General features: G+C 33.1%; 9 protein-coding genes and 1 pseudogene. 7 read left to right on the top strand and 3 right to left on the bottom strand.

All coding sequences use genetic code 11. From position 1 onward, the window contains the following. The first annotated feature begins 432 nt into the window (after positions 1-432). The 6 genes and pseudogenes from AAGD87_RS07360 to AAGD87_RS07335 all read left to right on the top strand — a co-directional run bounded on the left by AAGD87_RS07360 (position 433) and on the right by AAGD87_RS07335 (position 5,574). Positions 433-1,377 carry an IS110 family transposase gene (locus AAGD87_RS07360; protein WP_264336326.1) on the top strand — a complete coding sequence of 315 codons (945 nt, stop codon included), beginning with the start codon at positions 433-435 and terminating at the stop codon, positions 1,375-1,377. Between the two features lie 245 nt (positions 1,378-1,622). Then, positions 1,623-2,273, top strand: a pseudogene (locus AAGD87_RS07355) (phage tail protein); the annotation flags it as partial. 167 nt (positions 2,274-2,440) lie between these two features. After that, positions 2,441-3,148 carry an ankyrin repeat domain-containing protein gene (locus AAGD87_RS07350; protein ID WP_341817586.1) on the top strand — a complete coding sequence of 236 codons (708 nt, stop codon included), beginning with the start codon at positions 2,441-2,443 and terminating at the stop codon, positions 3,146-3,148. A gap of 38 nt (positions 3,149-3,186) precedes the next feature. After that, entirely contained in the window at positions 3,187-3,660 is a 474-nt protein-coding gene (locus AAGD87_RS07345) for an ankyrin repeat domain-containing protein (RefSeq protein ID WP_341817585.1), read from the top strand. Between the two features lie 5 nt (positions 3,661-3,665). After that, complete coding sequence (locus AAGD87_RS07340; RefSeq protein ID WP_341817584.1) at positions 3,666-4,106, top strand: DUF2924 domain-containing protein; 441 nt, start codon at positions 3,666-3,668, stop codon at positions 4,104-4,106. Continuing rightward, the gene (locus AAGD87_RS07335) at positions 4,099-5,574 is read left to right on the top strand and encodes a recombinase family protein (RefSeq protein WP_341817583.1); all 1,476 of its coding nucleotides are present in this window, start codon (positions 4,099-4,101) and stop codon (positions 5,572-5,574) included. The genes AAGD87_RS07340 and AAGD87_RS07335 overlap by 8 nt, the downstream gene beginning before the upstream one ends. A 104-nt stretch (positions 5,575-5,678) precedes the next feature. On the opposite strand, the gene AAGD87_RS07330 is transcribed toward AAGD87_RS07335, so the two are convergent. The 3 genes from AAGD87_RS07330 to AAGD87_RS07320 form a co-directional block, all read right to left on the bottom strand. Then, positions 5,679-5,846: a hypothetical protein gene (locus AAGD87_RS07330; RefSeq protein WP_341817582.1), complete on the bottom strand. Its 168-nt coding sequence runs from the start codon at positions 5,844-5,846 to the stop codon at positions 5,679-5,681. A gap of 262 nt (positions 5,847-6,108) precedes the next feature. Continuing rightward, positions 6,109-8,112 (bottom strand): ankyrin repeat domain-containing protein, encoded by a 2,004-nt coding sequence (locus AAGD87_RS07325; RefSeq protein ID WP_341817581.1) that lies wholly within the window; start codon positions 8,110-8,112, stop codon positions 6,109-6,111. A 148-nt stretch (positions 8,113-8,260) separates the two neighbouring features. Then, positions 8,261-9,700, bottom strand: coding sequence for a hypothetical protein (locus tag AAGD87_RS07320; protein WP_341817580.1), 1,440 nt, complete (start codon positions 9,698-9,700; stop codon positions 8,261-8,263). A gap of 933 nt (positions 9,701-10,633) precedes the next feature. Between AAGD87_RS07320 and AAGD87_RS07315 the strand changes: the two genes are divergently transcribed. After that, positions 10,634-20,215: an ankyrin repeat domain-containing protein gene (locus AAGD87_RS07315; protein ID WP_341817579.1), complete on the top strand. Its 9,582-nt coding sequence runs from the start codon at positions 10,634-10,636 to the stop codon at positions 20,213-20,215. The last annotated feature ends 300 nt before the right edge of the window (positions 20,216-20,515 follow it).

The following is a 20,515-nucleotide window of genomic DNA, read 5'->3' as shown; positions in this document are numbered from 1 at the left end:
CAATTGCATTTAGTGCGAATTTAAAGTGATTATACGACTCCAGGGTACAATTATACTACCAAGAACTAAGTTACTTATGTAAGGCAGCTTAAAACTCGATTATGAGGCATTTCTAAATTATCTTTTACCTTAAACTTTTACTTGCTACAAAAAACCTCAGCTTATTCTATCATATTTCTTATTTATTGTAAAATACTTTTTCAAAAAAGTTGTAAGTTAAAAATATGATATAAAGGAGATAAGAGGGAAGATAACCCTACTCACTATAGGAATAGAGTTATCACGGGCGTGTGCGACCGACCAACTGTTGGTATTATAACCGTTCGGATCAAGGTACACTAGCCCATCTCTCGATACGTTTGAATAGTTGCATGGGACATATGTATGCACCCGTTTACAATCTTAAATTAATTAAAACTAATCGAGGTTATTATGATTACATCTTATCAAAATTTTATTGGCATTGATATTGGAAAATTTAAAAATGTTGTTGCAGTTCACAAACAGAAGAACGCTGTCGAATTCGACAATGATACTGCTGGCTGGCAACAATTGTTTCAAGATTTTTCAAATATCTTACCTAATTCTTTAGTAACTCTGGAAAACACTGGAAAATATGAGCTTGGCTTAGCACATTTTCTTGTTGATAAAGATATTGCTGTACATCGAGCTAATACTCGCAAAGTAAAAAGCTTTGTTCTATCTCATGGAACTTTAGCAAAGTCTGATCAATCAGATGCAAGAGCCCTTGCTCAGTATGGGTTTGAACGCTATAGTACTCTATCTCTATTTGCACCTATGTCAAAAGAACAAACAACCTTAGTTGCACTTTGTCAACGTCGTGATGACATTACAAAAATGAGAGCTCAAGAGAAATCTAGGCTTGCAGCACCTGAAAACGACCATATAAAAGAAAGCTGTCAGAAAACTATTGAATTCTTTAATAGCCAGATAGATGAGCTCAACAATACCATACAAAAAATTATTGATGAGAATCCAGAGTTACAAAAGCGCCAAAAAATCCTTAAAACAGTTCCAGGAATAGGTGCAAAATTATCTCAAGATTTTCTGTGTCTAATGCCAGAACTTGGTTATGTAAGTAGGGGAGAAATTGCAAGTCTTGCTGGAGTTGCACCTCATCCGAAAGAAAGTGGTAAAACTATTGGTTATCGCAGAATAAGTGGTGGCAGAAGCAACGTTCGTGAAAAGCTTTTTACAGCTGCGATGTCTGCTTCAAGGTCTAAGTCTGCGCTTGGTGCCTTCTATTCAAGGCTTGTTGGTAAAGGTAAAAAGAAGATGGTGGCTATGACAGCTCTAATGCGTAAAATCATAGTAATTGCCAATGCGAGGCTTAAAGAAGCAGTCAATGTGAATTAAAAAAATCTGCATAGAAAATAGGTTAACGAATATGTGGATAAATACGTCTACACACATTTAAAGTATTTATACACATATTCGTTAACCATAAGATCTAAGCAGTAACTGTTGTTTGATACAAAATTTTTCTATGATTAAGTTAGGGTTTTTATTGTCAAAAATGCACTTTTTACTCGAATAAAAAACAAAATTACAAACAAAAGTTGTAATGAAACTAAATTCAAAAAATTTTAAAAAACATAGTTGATGGACCAGTATTATCGTTTGGAAGAGTAAATTTTTTCAGGTCTAGTGGTCCAGTTATTAGGATTATAGAAAACTATCTACGCGATCATTATGAACGAGCTTTAAGCAATGATATATATCGCCTAGATGTAGCAATCCTTGGAGAAACCGAGCCTCACACAAAGAATTATAACGGTATTTATGAAAGAAGTCATCAGTGGTATAACTTAAAAGCCCTGTATCCTCTAACTCAAAGCTTATTACCATCGATTAAATTTGCAAAAGCGCAGATTGTACTGTCAGATAGCTGGAAATTAGGAGAAATAAATAGCTGTTTTCCGGTTGGTAGAATAGAAGAAGAAGGAAATAAATTTGTATTGGGAAACGATAAACTTTCAGGGCAACGTTGGAATTTAAAACACAAGCCAATTTTAGAAAGGTTTAGCATTACTCACAATTACAAAGTAGAAAACTATACAGATCAGAAGATTACAAAATATGGTTTAGCAGAACACAATATTAAGTATGAAAACGATTTAGAGCAAAAAGATTCGATACACGAATTAGAAAATTACATTTTAGTATTTTACCTGGGAGTACTGAAGTGGCATGAACATCGACATTTGCACAGAAGTTGGAAAGATAGTCGAATAATATCTCTAATAAGTTAAGTACTTATATTTAGATACTCATATATTATATTAATAATAGGTAAAAGTATATGAAATAAAAAGAAAAAGACTTGCTTTCTCATGCTAAAAAGTACATGACTTGAATAGCAGCAGGTAAATATAAGAAATTTGTCTGGCGCTAGAAAAGCTAATTTTGTGAGGTAAGTATGAAGTTTAGCAAAGAATCTTTTAGTAAGTTTTTTAAAGAAGTATCAAGTAACGATATTAATAAAAGAAATGAAGAAGGAGAGACGATCTTGCATCAAGCAGTAGAAATCTCTGATTACAAAACAGTGAGATTATTAATAAAAAAAGGAGCAGAGGTAAATGCAAGAGATAAAAATGGTTATACACCTCTGCACTGTGCAGTATTCGCAAAAAGTTTAGAAAATGTAAAAGTGCTGCTAAGGTCGGGAGCAGAAGTAAACGCCACTCAATACATTAGCGGATGTACGCCACTGCACTCTGCATGCAAGATAGCAGCAAAAGTTGAAATAATAAAAGAGCTAGTAAAAGCGGGAGCTACAGTTAATCAACTGAATAAGTACGGTGCAACACCAATGTATTACATCTGGGAAAGTGAAAAGTATCGTCTATGTGATAGCAAAGAGAGTGAAGAGGCGAGTAAATTTCTGAGAGAACAAGGAGGAATAACAAAAAGTAGAGAACTGACCTGCTATGGAATAGAGAGGCTAGTGGGAGAAATAGCAGACATGTTGAGTAGGAGTTATTTACCGGATTTAAAAATAATAGAGATAGGAGAAATAAGGAAGAGAGACAAATTACTAATCAAGGAAGAATGTGAAAATTTAGCAAGCAAAATAATGAGCCAAGTAAGTGAAATGATAGATGAGGTAGCGAAAAGGAATGCTTAAAAGAGGGATTTAAATTTAAAGAAAAGGTGGGGTGGATTATGTTAAAGCTTGGCAAATTTAATAAGTCAGCAAAAGAATTATTAGAGAACTCATTTAAAAGTATTTATGCAAGAGACGAAAAAGGAAGAACAGCTCTACATTATGCAGTAGAAGTAAAAACAGTGGAGTTGTTAGTCGAAAAAGGAGCGAATGTGAATGCAGCAGATGCAAGAGGATATACAGCACTGCATCTAGCGGTAACGGAGAAACGCATAGAAACCGTGAGAGAATTGATAAAGTCAGGAGCAAATGTAAATGCTGAAGAGTATGGCAATAAATGCACTCCATTGCACCTTGCATGTATGGTGGGGAAAGTAGAAATAGTAAAAGAGTTAGTGGAAGCAGGAGGAGAAATAGAACAAGAGGATACATTTGGAATGACAGCAATGGATTATGCGAAAAACAGTAAAGAAGTAACTGAAGTATTAAAGAAAGAAACAGACAGAATTGAAAAGTTATTTATGAGAGGATAGAAAATATGGAGGAAGAAACAGAAAAGAAAGTGATGAATTTAGAGAAAAAAACGTTAGAAGAGCTAAGGAGAATGTGGAAGAAGGTATATGGAGAAGAAGCGCCTAGATACTCAAAGAAATATCTGATACCAAGATTAGCTTATAGGATGCAGGAAAAAGCGTATGGAGAAATGTCAAGAAAGGGGACAAAAAGACTAGAGTATCTGGCAGATCGGCTAGAGAAGGGAAAAAGAATAAGTAGCGATAAACTGCCAGTAGAGGGAACAGAGCTAATATTAGAGAGAGGGGAAGAGACTCACGCAGTAATGGTAACAGATAAGGGTTTAATCTACAGAGAAGAATTTTTCACATCATTATCAGCAGTAGCAGGAAAAATAATGGGAATGAGTTACAATGGGCCGCTCCTATTTGGTTTGCGTGATCAAAAGGGAAGGGAAAATGTGTAAAGGGATAAGATGTGGAATATATACGAGAAAGTCAAATGAAGACGGTCTAGAGCAGAAGTTTAACAGTTTAGATGCGCAACGAGTAGCATGTGAGAAGTACATAAAGAGCAAAGAAGGCTGGGTAGCATTGGCCAAAAGGTACGATGATGGCGGTTATTCAGGAAAAAACTTAGAAAGACCAGCAATAAAGGAGTTATTTGAAGATGTAAAGGCAGGAGAAGTGGACTGTGTGGTAGTATATACGCTAGATAGGCTGTCAAGGGAAACAAAAGACAGCATCGAAGTAACGTCATTTTTTAGAAGACATAGAGTAAATTTTATAGCAGTAACGCAGATATTTGACAATAATACGCCAATGGGAAAATTCGTACAGACAGTATTATCAGGAGCAGCACAGTTAGAAAGAGAGATGATAGTAGAGAGAGTAAAAAATAAAATAGCAACATCAAAAGAACACGGACTATGGATGGGAGGAACTTTGCCGCTTGGATATGATGTAAAAGATAAAGAATTAATAATAAATGAAAAAGAAGCGAAAATAGTAGGGCACATATTTGAAAGATATTTGGAGTTGAAGTCAATGGCAGAGTTGGCAAGAGAGTTAAATAGAGAAGGTTACAGAACAAAATCAGATATCTTTAAGAAAGCGACGGTGAGAAGAATAATAACAAATCCAATATATATGGGAAAGATAAGACATTATGAGAAAGAGTATGAAGGAAAGCATGAAGCAATAATAGAGGAAGAAAAATGGCAAAAAGCGCAGGAATTGATAAAGAATCAACCATATAGAAAAGCAAAATATGAGGAAGCATTGCTTAGGGGAATAATTAAGTGCAAGAGCTGTGGTGTAAATATGACACTAACGTATGCAAAAAAAGAAAATAAAAGGTACCGATATTACGTGTGCAATAACCATTTAAGGGGAAAAGGTTGTGAATCAATAAACAGAACTATAGTAGCGGGAGAGGTGGAAAAAGAAGTAATGAGAAAGACAGAGCAGCTATATGAAAAATGGGGAGAAGAATGGAAAAATTTAAGTTTCAGAGAACAGAAAGAAGTAGTGAAAAAGTTAATAAAGGGAGTAATGGTAAAAGAAGATGGAATAGAAGTATGTTCTGAATCAGAGGAAAAATTTATACCAATGAAGAAGAAAGGAAACAAATGCACAGTAGTAGAGCCAGAAGGAAAAACAAATAATGCGCTACTGAAAGCAGTGGTGAGAGCCCATTCCTGGAAACGTCAACTAGAGGAAGGAAAATATGGGAGTGTGAAGGAGCTGAGCATTAAAATTAATATAGGTACAAGACGTATACAGCAAATTTTAAGGTTGAATTATTTAGCACCAAAGATTAAGGAAGACATAGTAAATGGGAGACAGCCAAGAGGTTTGAAGCTATCTGATTTGAAAGAAATACCGATGTTGTGGAGCGAGCAATTAGAGAAATTTTATGGATTAGCATCTTAATTTACAAAAGCAACGGGAGATTGAAAAGAGTATGTGCAAGAAGGAGCTGCTACAAAGGGCCATGCCAAAAGATATTGAGATTGATGTAAGTCGATGTTACAAAATCAATTATGCGAAAATATTAATATAGATGATGAAGATTTTAGCATACTAGATGCAACAGTGGTAGACAATGTATACAATTTAGCTGCATATTTTAATAGTATAGCTTTTCTTATAGTAGTCCGAACAGGGTAAGATATGTGTTTATGGCTATAGTAGGCCAGTAGCATATTATGATTTATTTGGATTATTGTGAAAAGAGCTATAGATCTGGAAAAAAAATTCTGTAAAAGGTCGGCTCAGCCAATCGTGTTTTAATACAGTCTCATATCCTGAAAATACACCTTGTGGCCAGCTCCTGTACAATGACATCTCATTTTCCTGAAAAACAACATAAAAGAGTATTCTTAAAAGATTATTGATATCGATTCGACTCCTTTGCAATAATTTATTAACTGTAGTAATTTATATTTAAATAATAATTTTCAACTTTTATGGTAAATTAGCAATTTTTTCCCTAGAATCAGAAACTCTTCTTAATTCTTCACGTTTTACCCATGAACCCTTCTGCTTATTGGATTCGCTTATTAATTCAGGACGCATTAACCCACCAGATCTAGCAAAAACACCTCGGTCTATGGCTTCAATGACTGATAAACCTCCCAGTAAGCAATTTTGTCCTATTTCTTCATAATTTTCTATTCCCTCATTACAATCTTCTATTGCTTCATTATAACTTTCTATTTTATCAAGTAGAAGTAGGCCTTCTTCACTCACCTCTACTTTTATCCAATTTTTATTTTTCTCATCAGGATATAATCTAACTTCTAATTCTCCTAAACTAGTATAAAAAGTTAATGCTATACTGCTACCTTCTGTAAGATCTGTGTAATTCCTTATGCCATCTTCAATTTTAATTTCTACTTCACTATTACCGATCTTTACTATATTTCTTCCACACTTTACATCTCCATCTGTTAGACCTAAATCCCTTGCCCCATCTGTTATCTTTATAATGTCTATTTTACTATCTTTAGAATATTCTAAGTAAAAAACGGAGTTGTCTACTCTTGCATCTTTTAGCTCGCTATTGGTTGCACTTTTTGCGATTTCAATAAACTTATGAGAATTGCTAATATAATCTCTATAAGCTTTTTTTAGGTTAGTTTTATGCTCTTTAAATTCTGATGTCAGTGTGTTAGCATCAACTGTATTACCAAACACTGCCCCTTTTGATACTAATTGACATATTATATTACTAGCAACTTTAGGATTCTTTTCTAATTCACTGATTTTTTTCATCACATAATCGGTAAAAGTGTACTCATTACCTGAAAAGAAATCTTGTGAAAGAGAATAGTTTAATCGTACACCAGACTTTATAGCATCGTTTACAATCTCTTCAAGTTCAGCCATGTTTTGAGCCTGAAACACCTTATCAGAAAACTCATTTAACTTTTCCTTTTGATTTGAGGTTAAATTAACGAGTAATTTACTGACCTGTCCTTTCTTTTGCTGACGATAAATATTTATACCATAATCTAATGCTCCTGCTTCTAGAAATATTTTTCTTAACTCTTGAGCAAGATCTTCATTATCCCAAGCAAAACGATCAACATACGAAAACACTTTTGATTCACCCATTCCTTGCCTAATATTTAGCACTACTTTTAGGTCTGAATCTCTTTTATGCTTACTTAAAAACTCCTTTAAATTTTTAGTGCAGTCTGAATCGAGTACAAGTAAGTCATACAATTCTGCATTTAACTTTTTCTGTTTATCAGTTAGAAATAATTCTTCTATATTATAGCAGAGTTTATTAGTTGCTATTTGTTGTGGAGTTCTCCCCTTTCTACTTGTTATATTAGGGTTAGCTCCTTTCAAGAGAAGAGAGTTTGCATTATCGTAATGACCTTTAGCAGCAGCAAGGTATAGTGGTGTTTTTCCTTTATTATCTTGTATGTTAGGATCTGCACCTGCTTCTAAGAGTAAATCTATAGCCTGATTTCCTGTGCGACGAAATCCACCAATGTTTGCTCCTGCAATCGCATGCAATACTGTTGATTGAGATTCTCCTCTTCTTAGGTTAAGAATTACTTTTAAATCTTTATTGTTTCTATTATCATGTAAAAATTCTTCAAGGGGCTCAGTATTATCAAATGAACCACAGTTAGAAGTTAAACATTTTAGAGCACTAAGTAACTTTTTGTTTAAATTTTTTTGACTTGGTGTAAGGTCATGATCTAGAGCAAACCAAACACAAATCTGTTCACTTAATCCAAGTTTGCTATCTATCAAAGATAATGGTTCATTATAGTTTCTGACTGATGGTAAGTCTCCTGAGTACCACATATCATTCATCAGCTCATTTAATAAATGCTCTTTAGATGATAGATGTTCTATAATTGATTCATATTCAAAATCAGATGGCTCTGGTTTGGATTTTGGTTTTAGTAGATTGATAATAGATTTTACTATCCCAGTAGACTCACCCATACTTATCCCTCTAAGCTAAGATATATGATACATTGTATGCGATATGTAACATTAAGTCAATAACCATAATCTTTTTACTACTTATGTCGTTTGTTAAGTTTTTATGGTGAGTAATATAAGATCTTTAGACAATCAAGCAGTTTAGCATTTACCCTACAGTACGGCTTGTTGTCTGTTTTGAATTTGTTACTATCTCACACCAACTATTTTTTTTCTTTTCATTAGATAAGGTAATTTTTTCAGAAGATTGACGTAGTGTTTCATGTTTTTCAAAATATCCTCGTTTAATCGCATCATGTACTGAATATCCACCAAGTAAGCAATTTTCTCCTATTTCTTCCTTATCTTTTAATTGATCAAGTTTCTTCTTGTCATCGTCACTTATCTTTACTTCAATTTTATTGTTGTCTTTATCACTAGAACGTAGATGAATACTAATCTTTCCTACTTCAGTAGTAAAAGACATTTCAATGCCACCTTCTAAAACGTCTGTATAATTTCTTTTTCCTCCTACATTTTCAACTCTTACTATACTCTTTCCAACATGAAATATATGATGTCTAAAACTTAAATCTTTCACTTTTGGATTATTTATAACTTTTGCAACCTCAACAGTGCTATCTTGCGAATATTTTACATAAAAATATCCATTATCCATTTCTACGTGTAAAGCTTTGCCTTGGGCACTACTGTTTATAATACCTTCATCTGCTACACTTTTTAGCTTGTTATCGATTTCTTCACATTCTGCAAAAATCTCATAACTGAACCCATAAGTTGCATACAATAACTTATCATCATAAAAGGAACTGCATTTTACTCTTCCACCTTTTAATAGTAAATTACTCATGATATTGCGTATAATACCTATATTTTTATCATCTGATACACCCTCGTAGGCAGGAATATCTCTTATTCCCTTAGAAACTAAACTTGTTATAGTCTCACTATCGTCTGATAAACTCTCATAAGGTGGTAATCCCTTATGCTGTCGTATTCTATCAGGGATATTTCTTATTTCCTTAAAAATTAAACTTGTTATAGTATACTTATCATCGTTATATTTTGAATTGAGTCTTATCCCTTTTTGCAAATATTTATTTGTTATGCACTCTATACGCTCTAAAGCAGTGTTTGTAAAATTTTCATGCTTATCCCTATAACCTTGATCATTTTTTGTTACTACATCTTTTAACTCTTTACGAAATTCATCAATTAGACTTCTCTCACTTTCAGTCAGTAGTAGATCTAACTTAATTAAAGCAGAGTCTCTTGGACTAATAGAGTAATTTTTCCAATATAAATCACTATCATCAGTTTCACTCTGATACGACAATGTATGTTTTACACATGTGTCAACAGCCTCCCTAGTTTCATGTCTCTGATCAAGGTCATAACATTCCGAACGATTACTTATTCCTTGGAAAAACAAACTATAATCACCTAAATCTGCTACGTCATTTTCAGGAGTTGGTCCCTCATTGCTATTACGCTCAATTTTTGAATGCCATGGCTCAGTATTTAATTCCTCTCCTAGCTTTTGTTCACTGATAGATTCTACAACATATTTTACTGACTCTGTAACCATACTACCTCCTAGCCTAGATATAGAATATATTATGTACAATATATAATATTGGTCAAGCTAATTTCAACACAATCTTTTTACTACTCATATTTTTGTTAAGTTTTTATGGTGAGTAACAATGGAGTATGTAGATAGGTTAAAAGTTGTTTATTACTGGAAGTTTTAGCCAATTTTACTATAGATCAACAAAATTGAGAACACCAGCTATATTGAATATATAGGAATATGATGCTTTAAAGGAGTACGGAAACTGCTGAAGTTTTTACAGCAAACCTGTATAGAGCAACTTCAGCAGAATAAACAAATACATGCCAATATTAGTAGAGAACTATTTACAGGTCAACTAACTTTTTCAAAACATATTTTAGTGAAAGTACCATGCTAGTTAGTGTTATAAAAAATTCAATTGTTTACTCCTTCAAAAAAGGGCGTATCTTTGTGAGAACAAGCAGCTTAAAAATAAGGTTATAAAAATAGAAGTTTGAAATCTTTGCAATAAAGTTAGGCAAAATAGTTCGTATGTAGATGTGGGTGAAATGGGCTAATGTGGTTAGTTTTAGCGTATAATAAAATTACCGTATAAAAAAGTTCGTACGGTACACATGGTAGACCAACACATCCCAAAACAAACTCTTCTCTCACTAGCTGGTTTTGAGTGCTGGAAATGGTTAGATTATTTAAGTTATTAGTGAAGTATATTGCTAGATTAATACTAATTTATTTTGTAATAACAAGGGAAAACTGAGGTAATTTACAGCAAAAACGAAATTTAAAGATGGAATGAAGCTCTTCTACAAGCTCAACTCAAAAGCTTAAATAGAACAGCCTGAAGATAAAATATCAAGATATACATAAAATTATTTGCATTGCCAATTTTATTTATTAGTATATAATCAAATTTAGTACAATCATATAAAATAGGCAGGGGGTTTAATGCTAAGGGTAGAGCAACATAAAGGATTTGGTAATGATCTTCAGCCGAGCTCTAGTTTTCAGGTAAGTGGAAGACAACAAAGCAATGATTATGATAAAGTAAATTCTAACTTAGAAGAGTTTGTTAAGTATTTTGTTAAAGAATTTGAGGCTAAATTACATGCCTATCATATGATTCTAGAAGGAGAAGTGAAAAAAGCAGGGAAATTTTCAGATACATTTTCAAGAAAGGTAGGAAAAGGAACAGGAGGAGTTATAGGAGGAGGTTTCGGGTTATTGCTTGTACCTTTTATGGGGTCAGCAGCATTAAGAGCAGGAGTAACAGGAGGGGCTGCATTAGGAGAAGGAGTAGGTGGAGCATTAGGAGGTAAATTAGGTGAAGAACATCATAGAAAAAAAGTCATTAGCTTATCAGAGTTAGTATATTATTCTAAGAAAAATAAAGCTAATGTGAGAAGGATGTTAGTTGAAGCTGGATTTGATATTTTTCAAAGCTTTGAGATGCAATTCATGAGAGTTACCACAGATCAAGGACATGAAGGAGCAATGAGGAAATTAGCAGAAGATGCTACAAATAGGGCAATAAGCTATTATATGCAAAAAGAAGATGCTTTAATAACTGAAGGTGTTGTTTTAGGTGAATCTAAAATAGAGCCAGTTTTGGGAGTACCTATTGCTACCTCTAAAACTAAGACACCTGGGTTTAAGGTAAATTATAAATATAAATCATCTGAGAAAGAGTGGGTTACTGCAAGTCTATACGAAAAAGTAGGGTTGGTATTAGAGAAAAAGAGTCCCAGCTACTATGAAAAGAAAGATGGGAAGAGCAGGACTGATAAATATGGTTATCGTCGACTCTTTACATCAGAGGATTGGAATAAATTAGAAAATGAATGTAGACTTTCTGATGTTGTAAAAAGTGGTCAATTTACAGACTATCAGTACATTTTAAACCTGGAAAATTTGAAATCGAAGGTAACAAATATACTCGAAAAAATTAATTCAGATGATAAAGATTTAACAGAAGAAAGAGTGAGGAAAGTACTAGAAGAGGTTAAAGATGATATTATAAAAGAAATAAATACTTTAAAGGAACAAAGCCATGAATATACAGAGGATCATAAGATATTAAAAGATATAGAAGCTAATCTAAAAGACTTGAAGGTAGATGAATACTTGAAAAAGTTTAAGCAATACTTTGAAGAAGCTAAACAGGAACGTCAAAAAATAGCAAAATCTATTGAAGCAAGCCGAGAAGAGAGTAGAGAAAATTTCAATCAATTGAGCCAGAAGCAAGATATTCATCATGATGATAATAAGAGAGAACATAAAAAAACTCAAGAGGGAATAGATGAATTAAAAGTAGAACAAGGAGAGATGCAAGATAAAATAGAAAAATTATCTAAAAAAATTGCAGGAGCGAGTAATCAGCAAGTCAAAGATAGAGAGCCGGTTTGGTTTGGTGTTGAAGATTTGGTGAGACCATTTATTGCTCTCACCCCTGGAAGACAAGAAAAATTAGAACAAATAGCTAGTAGCATACAAGAGGGAGTAGTTGTTATTAGTGGTTTAAGAGGAGTAGGTAAGACAGAATTAGCCATACAATTTGCCCGTGGTAAATACAGTGAAAATGAACAAGGTAGTGCAATATTGATAGACGCTAAAGATGCGGAAAATTCATTTCGTATATTAGCTAAAGATAAGCTAAAGATTAGCTGCAAAGATATAGATGGAGGGGAAAAAACTATAAATTCAATGGTAGATGATGTGTATGACTACTTTAGCAACAAAAGAAGTCTTTTCATTTTTGATAATGCTCAAAGGTATATTGATATTAAAAAATTTTTGCCACTTAGATTACCACCTGGTGCCAGTAAGCCTTTGGTTTTAATTACTTCTGATAACCTAAACAAGTTAGAGTGGCCTAGTTCAAAAGTGAAAATAGAAGAATTAGATAAATTTCAAGAGTCAGAATCCATAAAATTTATTAAAACGTCTCTGGGGGTAAGTGATGATTCGCAAGGTAAAAGTATAAAAGATCTTGCAAATAAATTATACCATTTTCCCCTCCTTTTGGAATATGCAGTCAGAGATATTAAAAGATATCAAGAAGGCAACCAAAATTTTAAGATCAGTAATTATAACTCTATAATCGATGAATATATTGAACGTCTTAATCTTGGTCCGACACCTCATAATGATGTTCTTGCTGAGCTTTTAAGGATTAGGCTTGATCAAATAAGACAAGAAGAATATGGAGAAAGAGCTTTAAAAATAGCACATGTAATGGCTTATTGTGCTTCTCAAAATTTACCAAAAGGAATATTTTCTAACTTGGATGATGAAATTGGCCTATTACAACAATATTCAATACTTAAACAAGGGAGTATAAATATGCACGAATTAGTACAGCAAATAGTAAGATCAGAATTACAAAATCAACCATTAGAAGAAGAAACTTTAAAGCAGGCTCTCAATTTGTTTAAAGATTATATGAAAGAGTCCGATAGCGTAGAGCACTATAAACCGCATATTGTATCAGTTTGGAATTATGCAAGTAAGCACGATAAGTTGATAGAAAATTTCATTACTAATGCTAATTATAATGAATCAGATTTTACAACATATCTTCATCTGATTGTAGAAAAGAGTAGCAATGATGTTGCTGGTAAAGTATTAAACAGTATAAGCCATGATAAGCTTGAGCAAATTATTAACGTAAAAAAGAAAGATCAGAAAACACTACTACATTGTGCAGCTTTAGGTGGTAATAAATCAATAGTACGTTTACTTATAAACAAAGAAGCTAGCATAGATGCACGTGATCAGATAGGTAATACACCTCTACATTTAGCTGCAAAAAAAGGTTATCTAGGGGTTGTTAATATTTTATTAGATAGTGAGGCTAAAGTTAATTCTGAAACTCAACAGAAGTTTACACCGCTACACCTTGCAGCAAAAGAGAATCATTTGGATATTATTAATGCTTTATTAGCAAAAAAAGCTAATATTAACGCTCAAACCAAACAGAAGTTTACACCATTGCATTTTGCAGCACAAAATGGTCATCTGGAAGTTGTTAATGCATTACTGGATAAAGGAGCAAAAGTTGAAAATTTTGATGTTGAATACAAGATTACTCCATTACATCTAGCAGCAGAAGGTGATCATATAGAAGTTATTAAGGCTCTGCTCGGTAAAAAAGGAAAAGCCGATATTAATGCTAAAACCCCTAAAAAGACTCCATTAATGTGGGCTGCGCGAAAAGGTAGGGTTAAGGCAGTTAGAGAACTTCTGAGACGTGAAGCAGATATTGTATTTAAGAATGATAAAGGTGAAACTGCATTAAACTTAGCAGCCAAAGGTGATCATTGGGAAACAGCATTAGTTTTATTTAATAGAGGTGCAAGATTAGATGAACTTAGCCTAGATCAATATTTATCTTTTGTTTGTTTTCATTTGCCTGAAGACAAATTTGAAACTGAATATCGAAAGCTTTATTCAGATAAGGATAAACCTATTCATTATGATCAGAGAAGAAATAAATTTTATTACAAAGATGGCGGAGGAAAAGTTTATATGGAAGAAAGTAAGATTAATCTGAAAAAAAGAAAAAATTTATATCTTGATGTTTTATCTAAAATTAAAGATTCAATACAAAAAGGCAACACTAATAAATTTCAAAAGTTTGCTGAGCTAATTAGCAAAATAGGAGAAATAGAGAAGAAAGATAGTCATAAGAACGTATTTTTATCTTTCTATCAAGACAATAGTAATTCTATCAAAGATACCAATTTAGTTATATTGGCATGTGAGTACAATAATCTTGAAGCTCTGAAATACTTGTTTGATGGGCAGAATAAAATATTAAGTAGTTTGTCAAACGATATAAAAAAAGACGTTAACCCAGATGATATGGATAGTAAAGGTCATAATGCATTTTATTATGCAATACGTTCAGGGAATGTTGAACTTCTTAATACACTCATAAATAAGTGGCAAGGCAATTACTTTAATAATCCTACTAAGTTACAAGAGCTGGATGATCTTCTTTCAAAGGCTTACGATGAGCTAAAGTTAAAAAACGTACCGTTATCAGAAGGAATAGAAGTTTTTATTCAAGATAAATTGATAAATCTGCGCTTTTTTTCTGAAAGAAGTGACAGTCGCAGTGTTAATGAAAGCCAAACTTTACTTGATAATATAAAGAAGCGAATAGATATAGTAATCGAAGGTATAAATTCCTTAGGACAAGAGTATTCAGGTACAAAAGAAGTAGATGGAAAGTTCTTATATACCAGTACATTTATTGTAAAAAATATTAGAATATTAAAACGGCAATTACCATTTACCTATGATAAGCTGCCATGGGAAGAAATTGAGTTTAGCTTAACAAGTTTTGTTTCTTCTTATACGAAAGATCAAGAGATCAATTTTGTATTTAAGACAATACTGGATAAGCAAAAGCTATTGGATTACTTGAGTATATTTAAAGATACGCTTAGTGAGAAGAAAGATACCCTACGAGATCAAGATCTTGACAGAGAATTACCAAGCACTCAACGAAGGAATATTATAGATAACATTATTTGTTGTAATCCTACTTTTAGTGGGCTATACGATGATTATGAACAAATGAGAGATATTTATTCATTAAAACAAATAGAACACTACATAAATATAGTATTGTCAGACAATATAGAAGGAGAAATAAAACAGCATGTTATTGAACGCGCTCTACAGGTAACTGGGGAGTATTTAAAAAGTACTTTGACATCACCTAATATGTCTAGTACTTTGAGTGAGCTGATAATTCAATCTGTATCAGAAAGCACAAGTAAAATTCTTACAAGTTTACGGGATTCCTTGTCGCACTCTTATTCTTTAGCAAGTCGGATGAAAATTGCAGCAAGTCGAAGTCCTGAGTTTCTTTCTAATGTTCAAAATGATTTAAAGAAAATTGGTGAGAAAATTATTGATATTTTTTACAAAAATAAAGTGGAAGCGATCAGCACACTTCTAAGCAAAATTGCAAATAGTAACAGCTTAGATGAGATGAAAAAAATAGCTAAAGTACTAGAAGATGTGCAATTTGATGAAATAAACTTAGAGAAAATTAAGATAAAAGAACATGAAAATGTCAAGAGGTTAATAGGAGATTTGAATAATTGTATTAAAGATAAGACAGATTATCAAAAAGAATTGTTCGATAAAATTAGTGAGATTCTTAAGTTGGAAGAAAGTAAATTAACAAATGCTAAAGTCGAGTATTTAAACAAACTTTACACCCTAGAAGAAGTTGTAAGTATGGTTCGCAGTGGCAATATTAAAACAATGAAAACCTTAGTTCAACGTGATTTAAAAAACTTTCTAAAAAGAGATCAGGATAAACAGGAAAAAATTGCGGATTTAGTGGTCAGGATTGCAAATAGCAAAACACACAGTAGTTTAGTTAATGAGCTAGTGTACAACGTTTTTTATACTGATCAGTTTGCGCTAGGAAGTACTAGTTTAATTGAAGAATTTCATGAAAAGTTAAAAAGGGAAGGTAATAAAGGTACTAGGCGTGCCACTATTGAAGAAAAGCAAGCAAAGTTAGATGGCATTTTTGGTAAGATATTAAGAGAAAAACTAAACTTACAAGAAGATAAGGTAGTAGAGATAATAAAAGAATTAAAAAATAAAGGTAGGGAAGATCAAGAGCAATTTTCTGCTACTAAAGAAAAATTACTCTTAATTCTTAATGAACTTGCTAGTGAAGAAAGTCAAGGAGAAGAAGAAATAAAATCAAAAATACGTGCAAGATATAAAGAAGAAGGATATGAGAGTTCAATTGATAAATCAGGGCTAGAAAGACAGGAAAAAGAGATGCTAAAAGGGTCTCTAACAAAAACAAAAAAGTTAGGCCAATTAATAAAAAGAAAAGAAAATATAAAGCATTTATGTGAAAAAATCACTGATTCAAATATTCAGTCAAAAATAACAGATATTTTTGAAGCACTAATTACTGAGGGAGAAAAGAATAAAGGAAGAGTAGGACAAAAAGCTAAAGAAAAACGAGAAGAATTTGAGGGTCTATTAGATGAATTAAAAAAAGGTAATAAAGCATTGATCGCAGGTGATTATGAGAGTAATAACTGGAATAGCGGAAAAGACAGGATAGAGAATTTAGATAGTGAGTATGAAGAATTTTTGGGGTTGATTGATCATATAAATCAAGACTCCATTAATAAAGTTTCTCAGCTATTCAATAAATTTTCTCGGTCATTAACCATGGAAAGCAATCAGAAAGAAAATTTGAATAAAAGTTTTAAGGGGGAGATAGAAGAGAATTTAAAGAGTAGCTCAGTAATAAGTCAGAAGTTATCTGAGCTTGAAAGTATTCTAGATGAAAACGAATTAAACAGCAAATTAATTGAAAAATTTTCTTCTTATAAGGTGAATCGAAAGTTACAGGCTATAGTAGAGATGCTTGTGCTTGACATAACAGAAGTTTTAAACGCAAAAAGACTTTTAACAGAAAATAGGTATTTTTTAGACAAAACATCTTCTATTTTAATTGGAAAACAGTTACGAAACTATTTGGCACATGGAGATCCTTTAATTAATGCATTGTCATTTGATACTCTAATGTCAATTATTTCTAATGCAAGAACCTTCGTAGAAAAAAAGGATATAACAATTGGAGGTAAAAAGTTAATAGGTCAAGTAATAGAGGATGATCCTTTTTCGTTAGAAGAACAGCACAAACAAAATCTTGAAATCTTAAATATTCAAAAGAAGATGTTTTCTGCTGCAGAAGAAGGTAATATTGACGAAGTGAAAGATTGTATAAGAAAGGGAGCAGACGTTAATGCTAGGGATATTAATGGATGGAATGCACTTCATTATGCTGCTCGTGGAGATAAGATAAATGTTACTAAGTTTTTTCTGGGTCAAAATTTAAGTATTGATACTAAGAATAATAAAGGAGAAACACCGCTACATATTGCTGCTTGTTTTGGCAGTAAAGGAATTATAGGGTTTTTTGTGAAATATAAAGATCTAGACGTTAATCATTTGTTATGCTTAGCAGCAGGAAATGGTTATAAAGAAATAGTTGATATTTTACTGAGTAAAAAAGGAGCGGATGTTAATAAGCCTACTGATATGGGTGGAGTATCATTGCACTTTGCAGCGGAAAATGGTCACAAGGACGTGGTTAACGCTTTATTAAAGGTAAATGGTATAGAGGTTAATACTAAAACTACTGATAAAGGTTGGATGCCATTACATTATGCAGCACAAAATGGTCACAAGGATGTGGTTGATGCTTTATTGGAGGTAGATGGTATAGAAGTTAATGCTAAGACTACTGATGAAGATGTTCCATTACACTTAGCAGCACAAAATGGTCACAAGGGTGTGGTTGATGCTTTATTAAAGGTAAATGGTATAGAGGTTAATGCTAAAAATGATATGCATTGGACGCCATTACACTTGGCAGCACAAAATGGTCACAAGGACGTGGTTGATGATTTATTGGAGGTAAATGGTATAGAGGTTAATGAAACTACTGATGAAGATGTAACGCCATTACACTTAGCAGCACAAAATGGTCACAAGGACGTGGTTGATGCTTTATTGGAGGTAGATGGTATAGAGGTCAATGCTAAAACTACTGATACAGGTTGGACACCATTACACTTAGCAGCACAAAATGGTCACAAGGACGTGGTTGATGCTTTATTGGAGGTAAATGGTATAGAGGTTAACGCTCAGACTACTGATAATACTAATAAAGGTGCAACGCCATTACACTTAGCAGCACAAAATGGTCACAAGGACGTGGTTGATTCTTTATTAAAGGTAAATGGTATAGAGGTTAATGAAACTACTGATAAAGGTATAACACCATTACACGTAGCAGCGCAGATTGGTCACAAGGACGTGGTTGATGCTTTATTGGAGGTAGATGGTATAGAGGTTAACGCTAAAACTACTGATAAAGGTATGACACCATTGCACGTAGCAGCACAAAGTGGTCACAAGAATGTGGTTGATTCTTTATTGGAGGTAGATGGTATAGAGGTTAATGCTAAAACTACTGATAAAGGTAGAACACCATTACACTTAGCAGCACAAAATGGTCACAAGGACGTGGTTGATGCTTTATTGAAGGTAGATGGTATAGAGATTAATGTTAAGACTACTGACGAAAACGTAACACCATTACACTTAGCAGCACAAAATGGTCACAAGGACGTGGTTGATTCTTTATTAAAGGCAAAGGGTATAGAGGTCAATGCTAGAACTACTGATACAGGTTGGACGCCATTACACTTAGCAGCACAAAATGGTCACAAAGACGTGGTTAATGCTTTACTTAAGGTCACTGATATAGAGGTTAATGCTAAAGGTGATACACATTGGACACCATTACACGTTGCGGCACAAAGTGGTCACAGAGACGTGGTTGATGCTTTATTGAAGGTAGATGGTATAGAGATTAATGTTAAGACTACTGGCGAAAACGTAACTCCATTACACTTAGCAGCACAAAATGGTCGCAAGGACGTGGTTGATTCTTTATTAAAGGCAAAGGATATAGAGGTCAATGCTAAAGATAAGAATAAATGTACACCACTACACTATGCAGCACAAAATGGTCACAAGAATGTGGTTGATTCTTTATTAAAGGCAGAGGGTATAGAGGTCAATGCTAAAACTACCGATAAAAGTTGGATACCATTACACTATGCAGCACAAAATGGTCACAAGGACGTGGTTGATGATTTATTGGAGGTAGATGGTATAGAGGTTAATGCTAAAGGTACAACACCATTACACTTAACGCAAAGTGGTGAAAATGACTTGATTAATTCTTTAGCCCATATATTTGAGGTAGAAGGCATAGGGGCTAATGTTAAAGAAAAGATGAAGATGGATTTTTTGAATAAAGTTAATGCTAATATTAATACTGATAAAAGTTGGACACCATTACACTTAGCAGTACACAACGGTCACAAAGAGGTAGTAGAGGCTATATTGAACAAGAAAGCTGATATTTTTGCAAGGAATGACTGCGGTACTGTATTGTACCTAGCAGTAGTCAGTAATAATATAGAGTTAATCAGGTTTATTTTGGATATAATTAAGGAAAAAGATCCGCAAAACTTCTCTAAACACATAGATGCTGAGGATGCTGAAGGTGATACTCCATTAATGTGGGCTGTTCATGGCCAAAAAGTTAATGCAACCAAAGTACTTCTTGAGTATGGGGCTAATGTTAATGCCCAAAATAGTCGTGGTGAATCAGCATTACATCGGGCTGCTAAAGGTGATTATCAAGAATTTGTACAACTACTACTAGAAAGACAAGCAGATCCTAATATTCAAGATAATAATGGAAAAGCTCCATTGGATTTAGTTCAAGAGGGATTAGATAAAAATCCAGAAAATAAAGACTTAGAAAAAATTAAGAATTTGCTAAGTGATACAATGAATGAATTAAGCAACCAATCAAAAGATAAGCAAGATCCAAGCTCAATGCTGACGGAAAGCGTTGTGTATATTCCTTATTCAAGGGGAAGTTCTAAGTGAAAAAGTTAAGTATGTTGTAGTTAGTAATGAACAATTGAAAGAAATAGATCCTTCATTGTTGGACTATTTGGAATAGAAAAACAAACCAAAAAGAGTTAGAAAAGCAAATTCTAGGGCTCAATAATGAACAGATTCTTTTAAACGCAGAATAGGTTACACAACAAAAAAATAAAGGTAATATTTTTAAAAAGGATGACTTTATAAAGATTATAGGCAAAGACAAATATAAAGTATTAAAAGGGAGAGGAATACTTTCATTTAACAGAAAAGCGCGCATAGAGCAAAGTAAAATTGAACTAT

Origin of the sequence: Wolbachia endosymbiont (group A) of Pherbina coryleti, assembly GCF_964026875.1 — a bacterium.
Lineage (GTDB): Bacteria > Pseudomonadota > Alphaproteobacteria > Rickettsiales > Anaplasmataceae > Wolbachia > Wolbachia pipientis.
The sequence above is the reverse complement of the archived record's forward strand: the minus strand, read 5'-3'. Positions and strand labels throughout refer to the sequence as shown.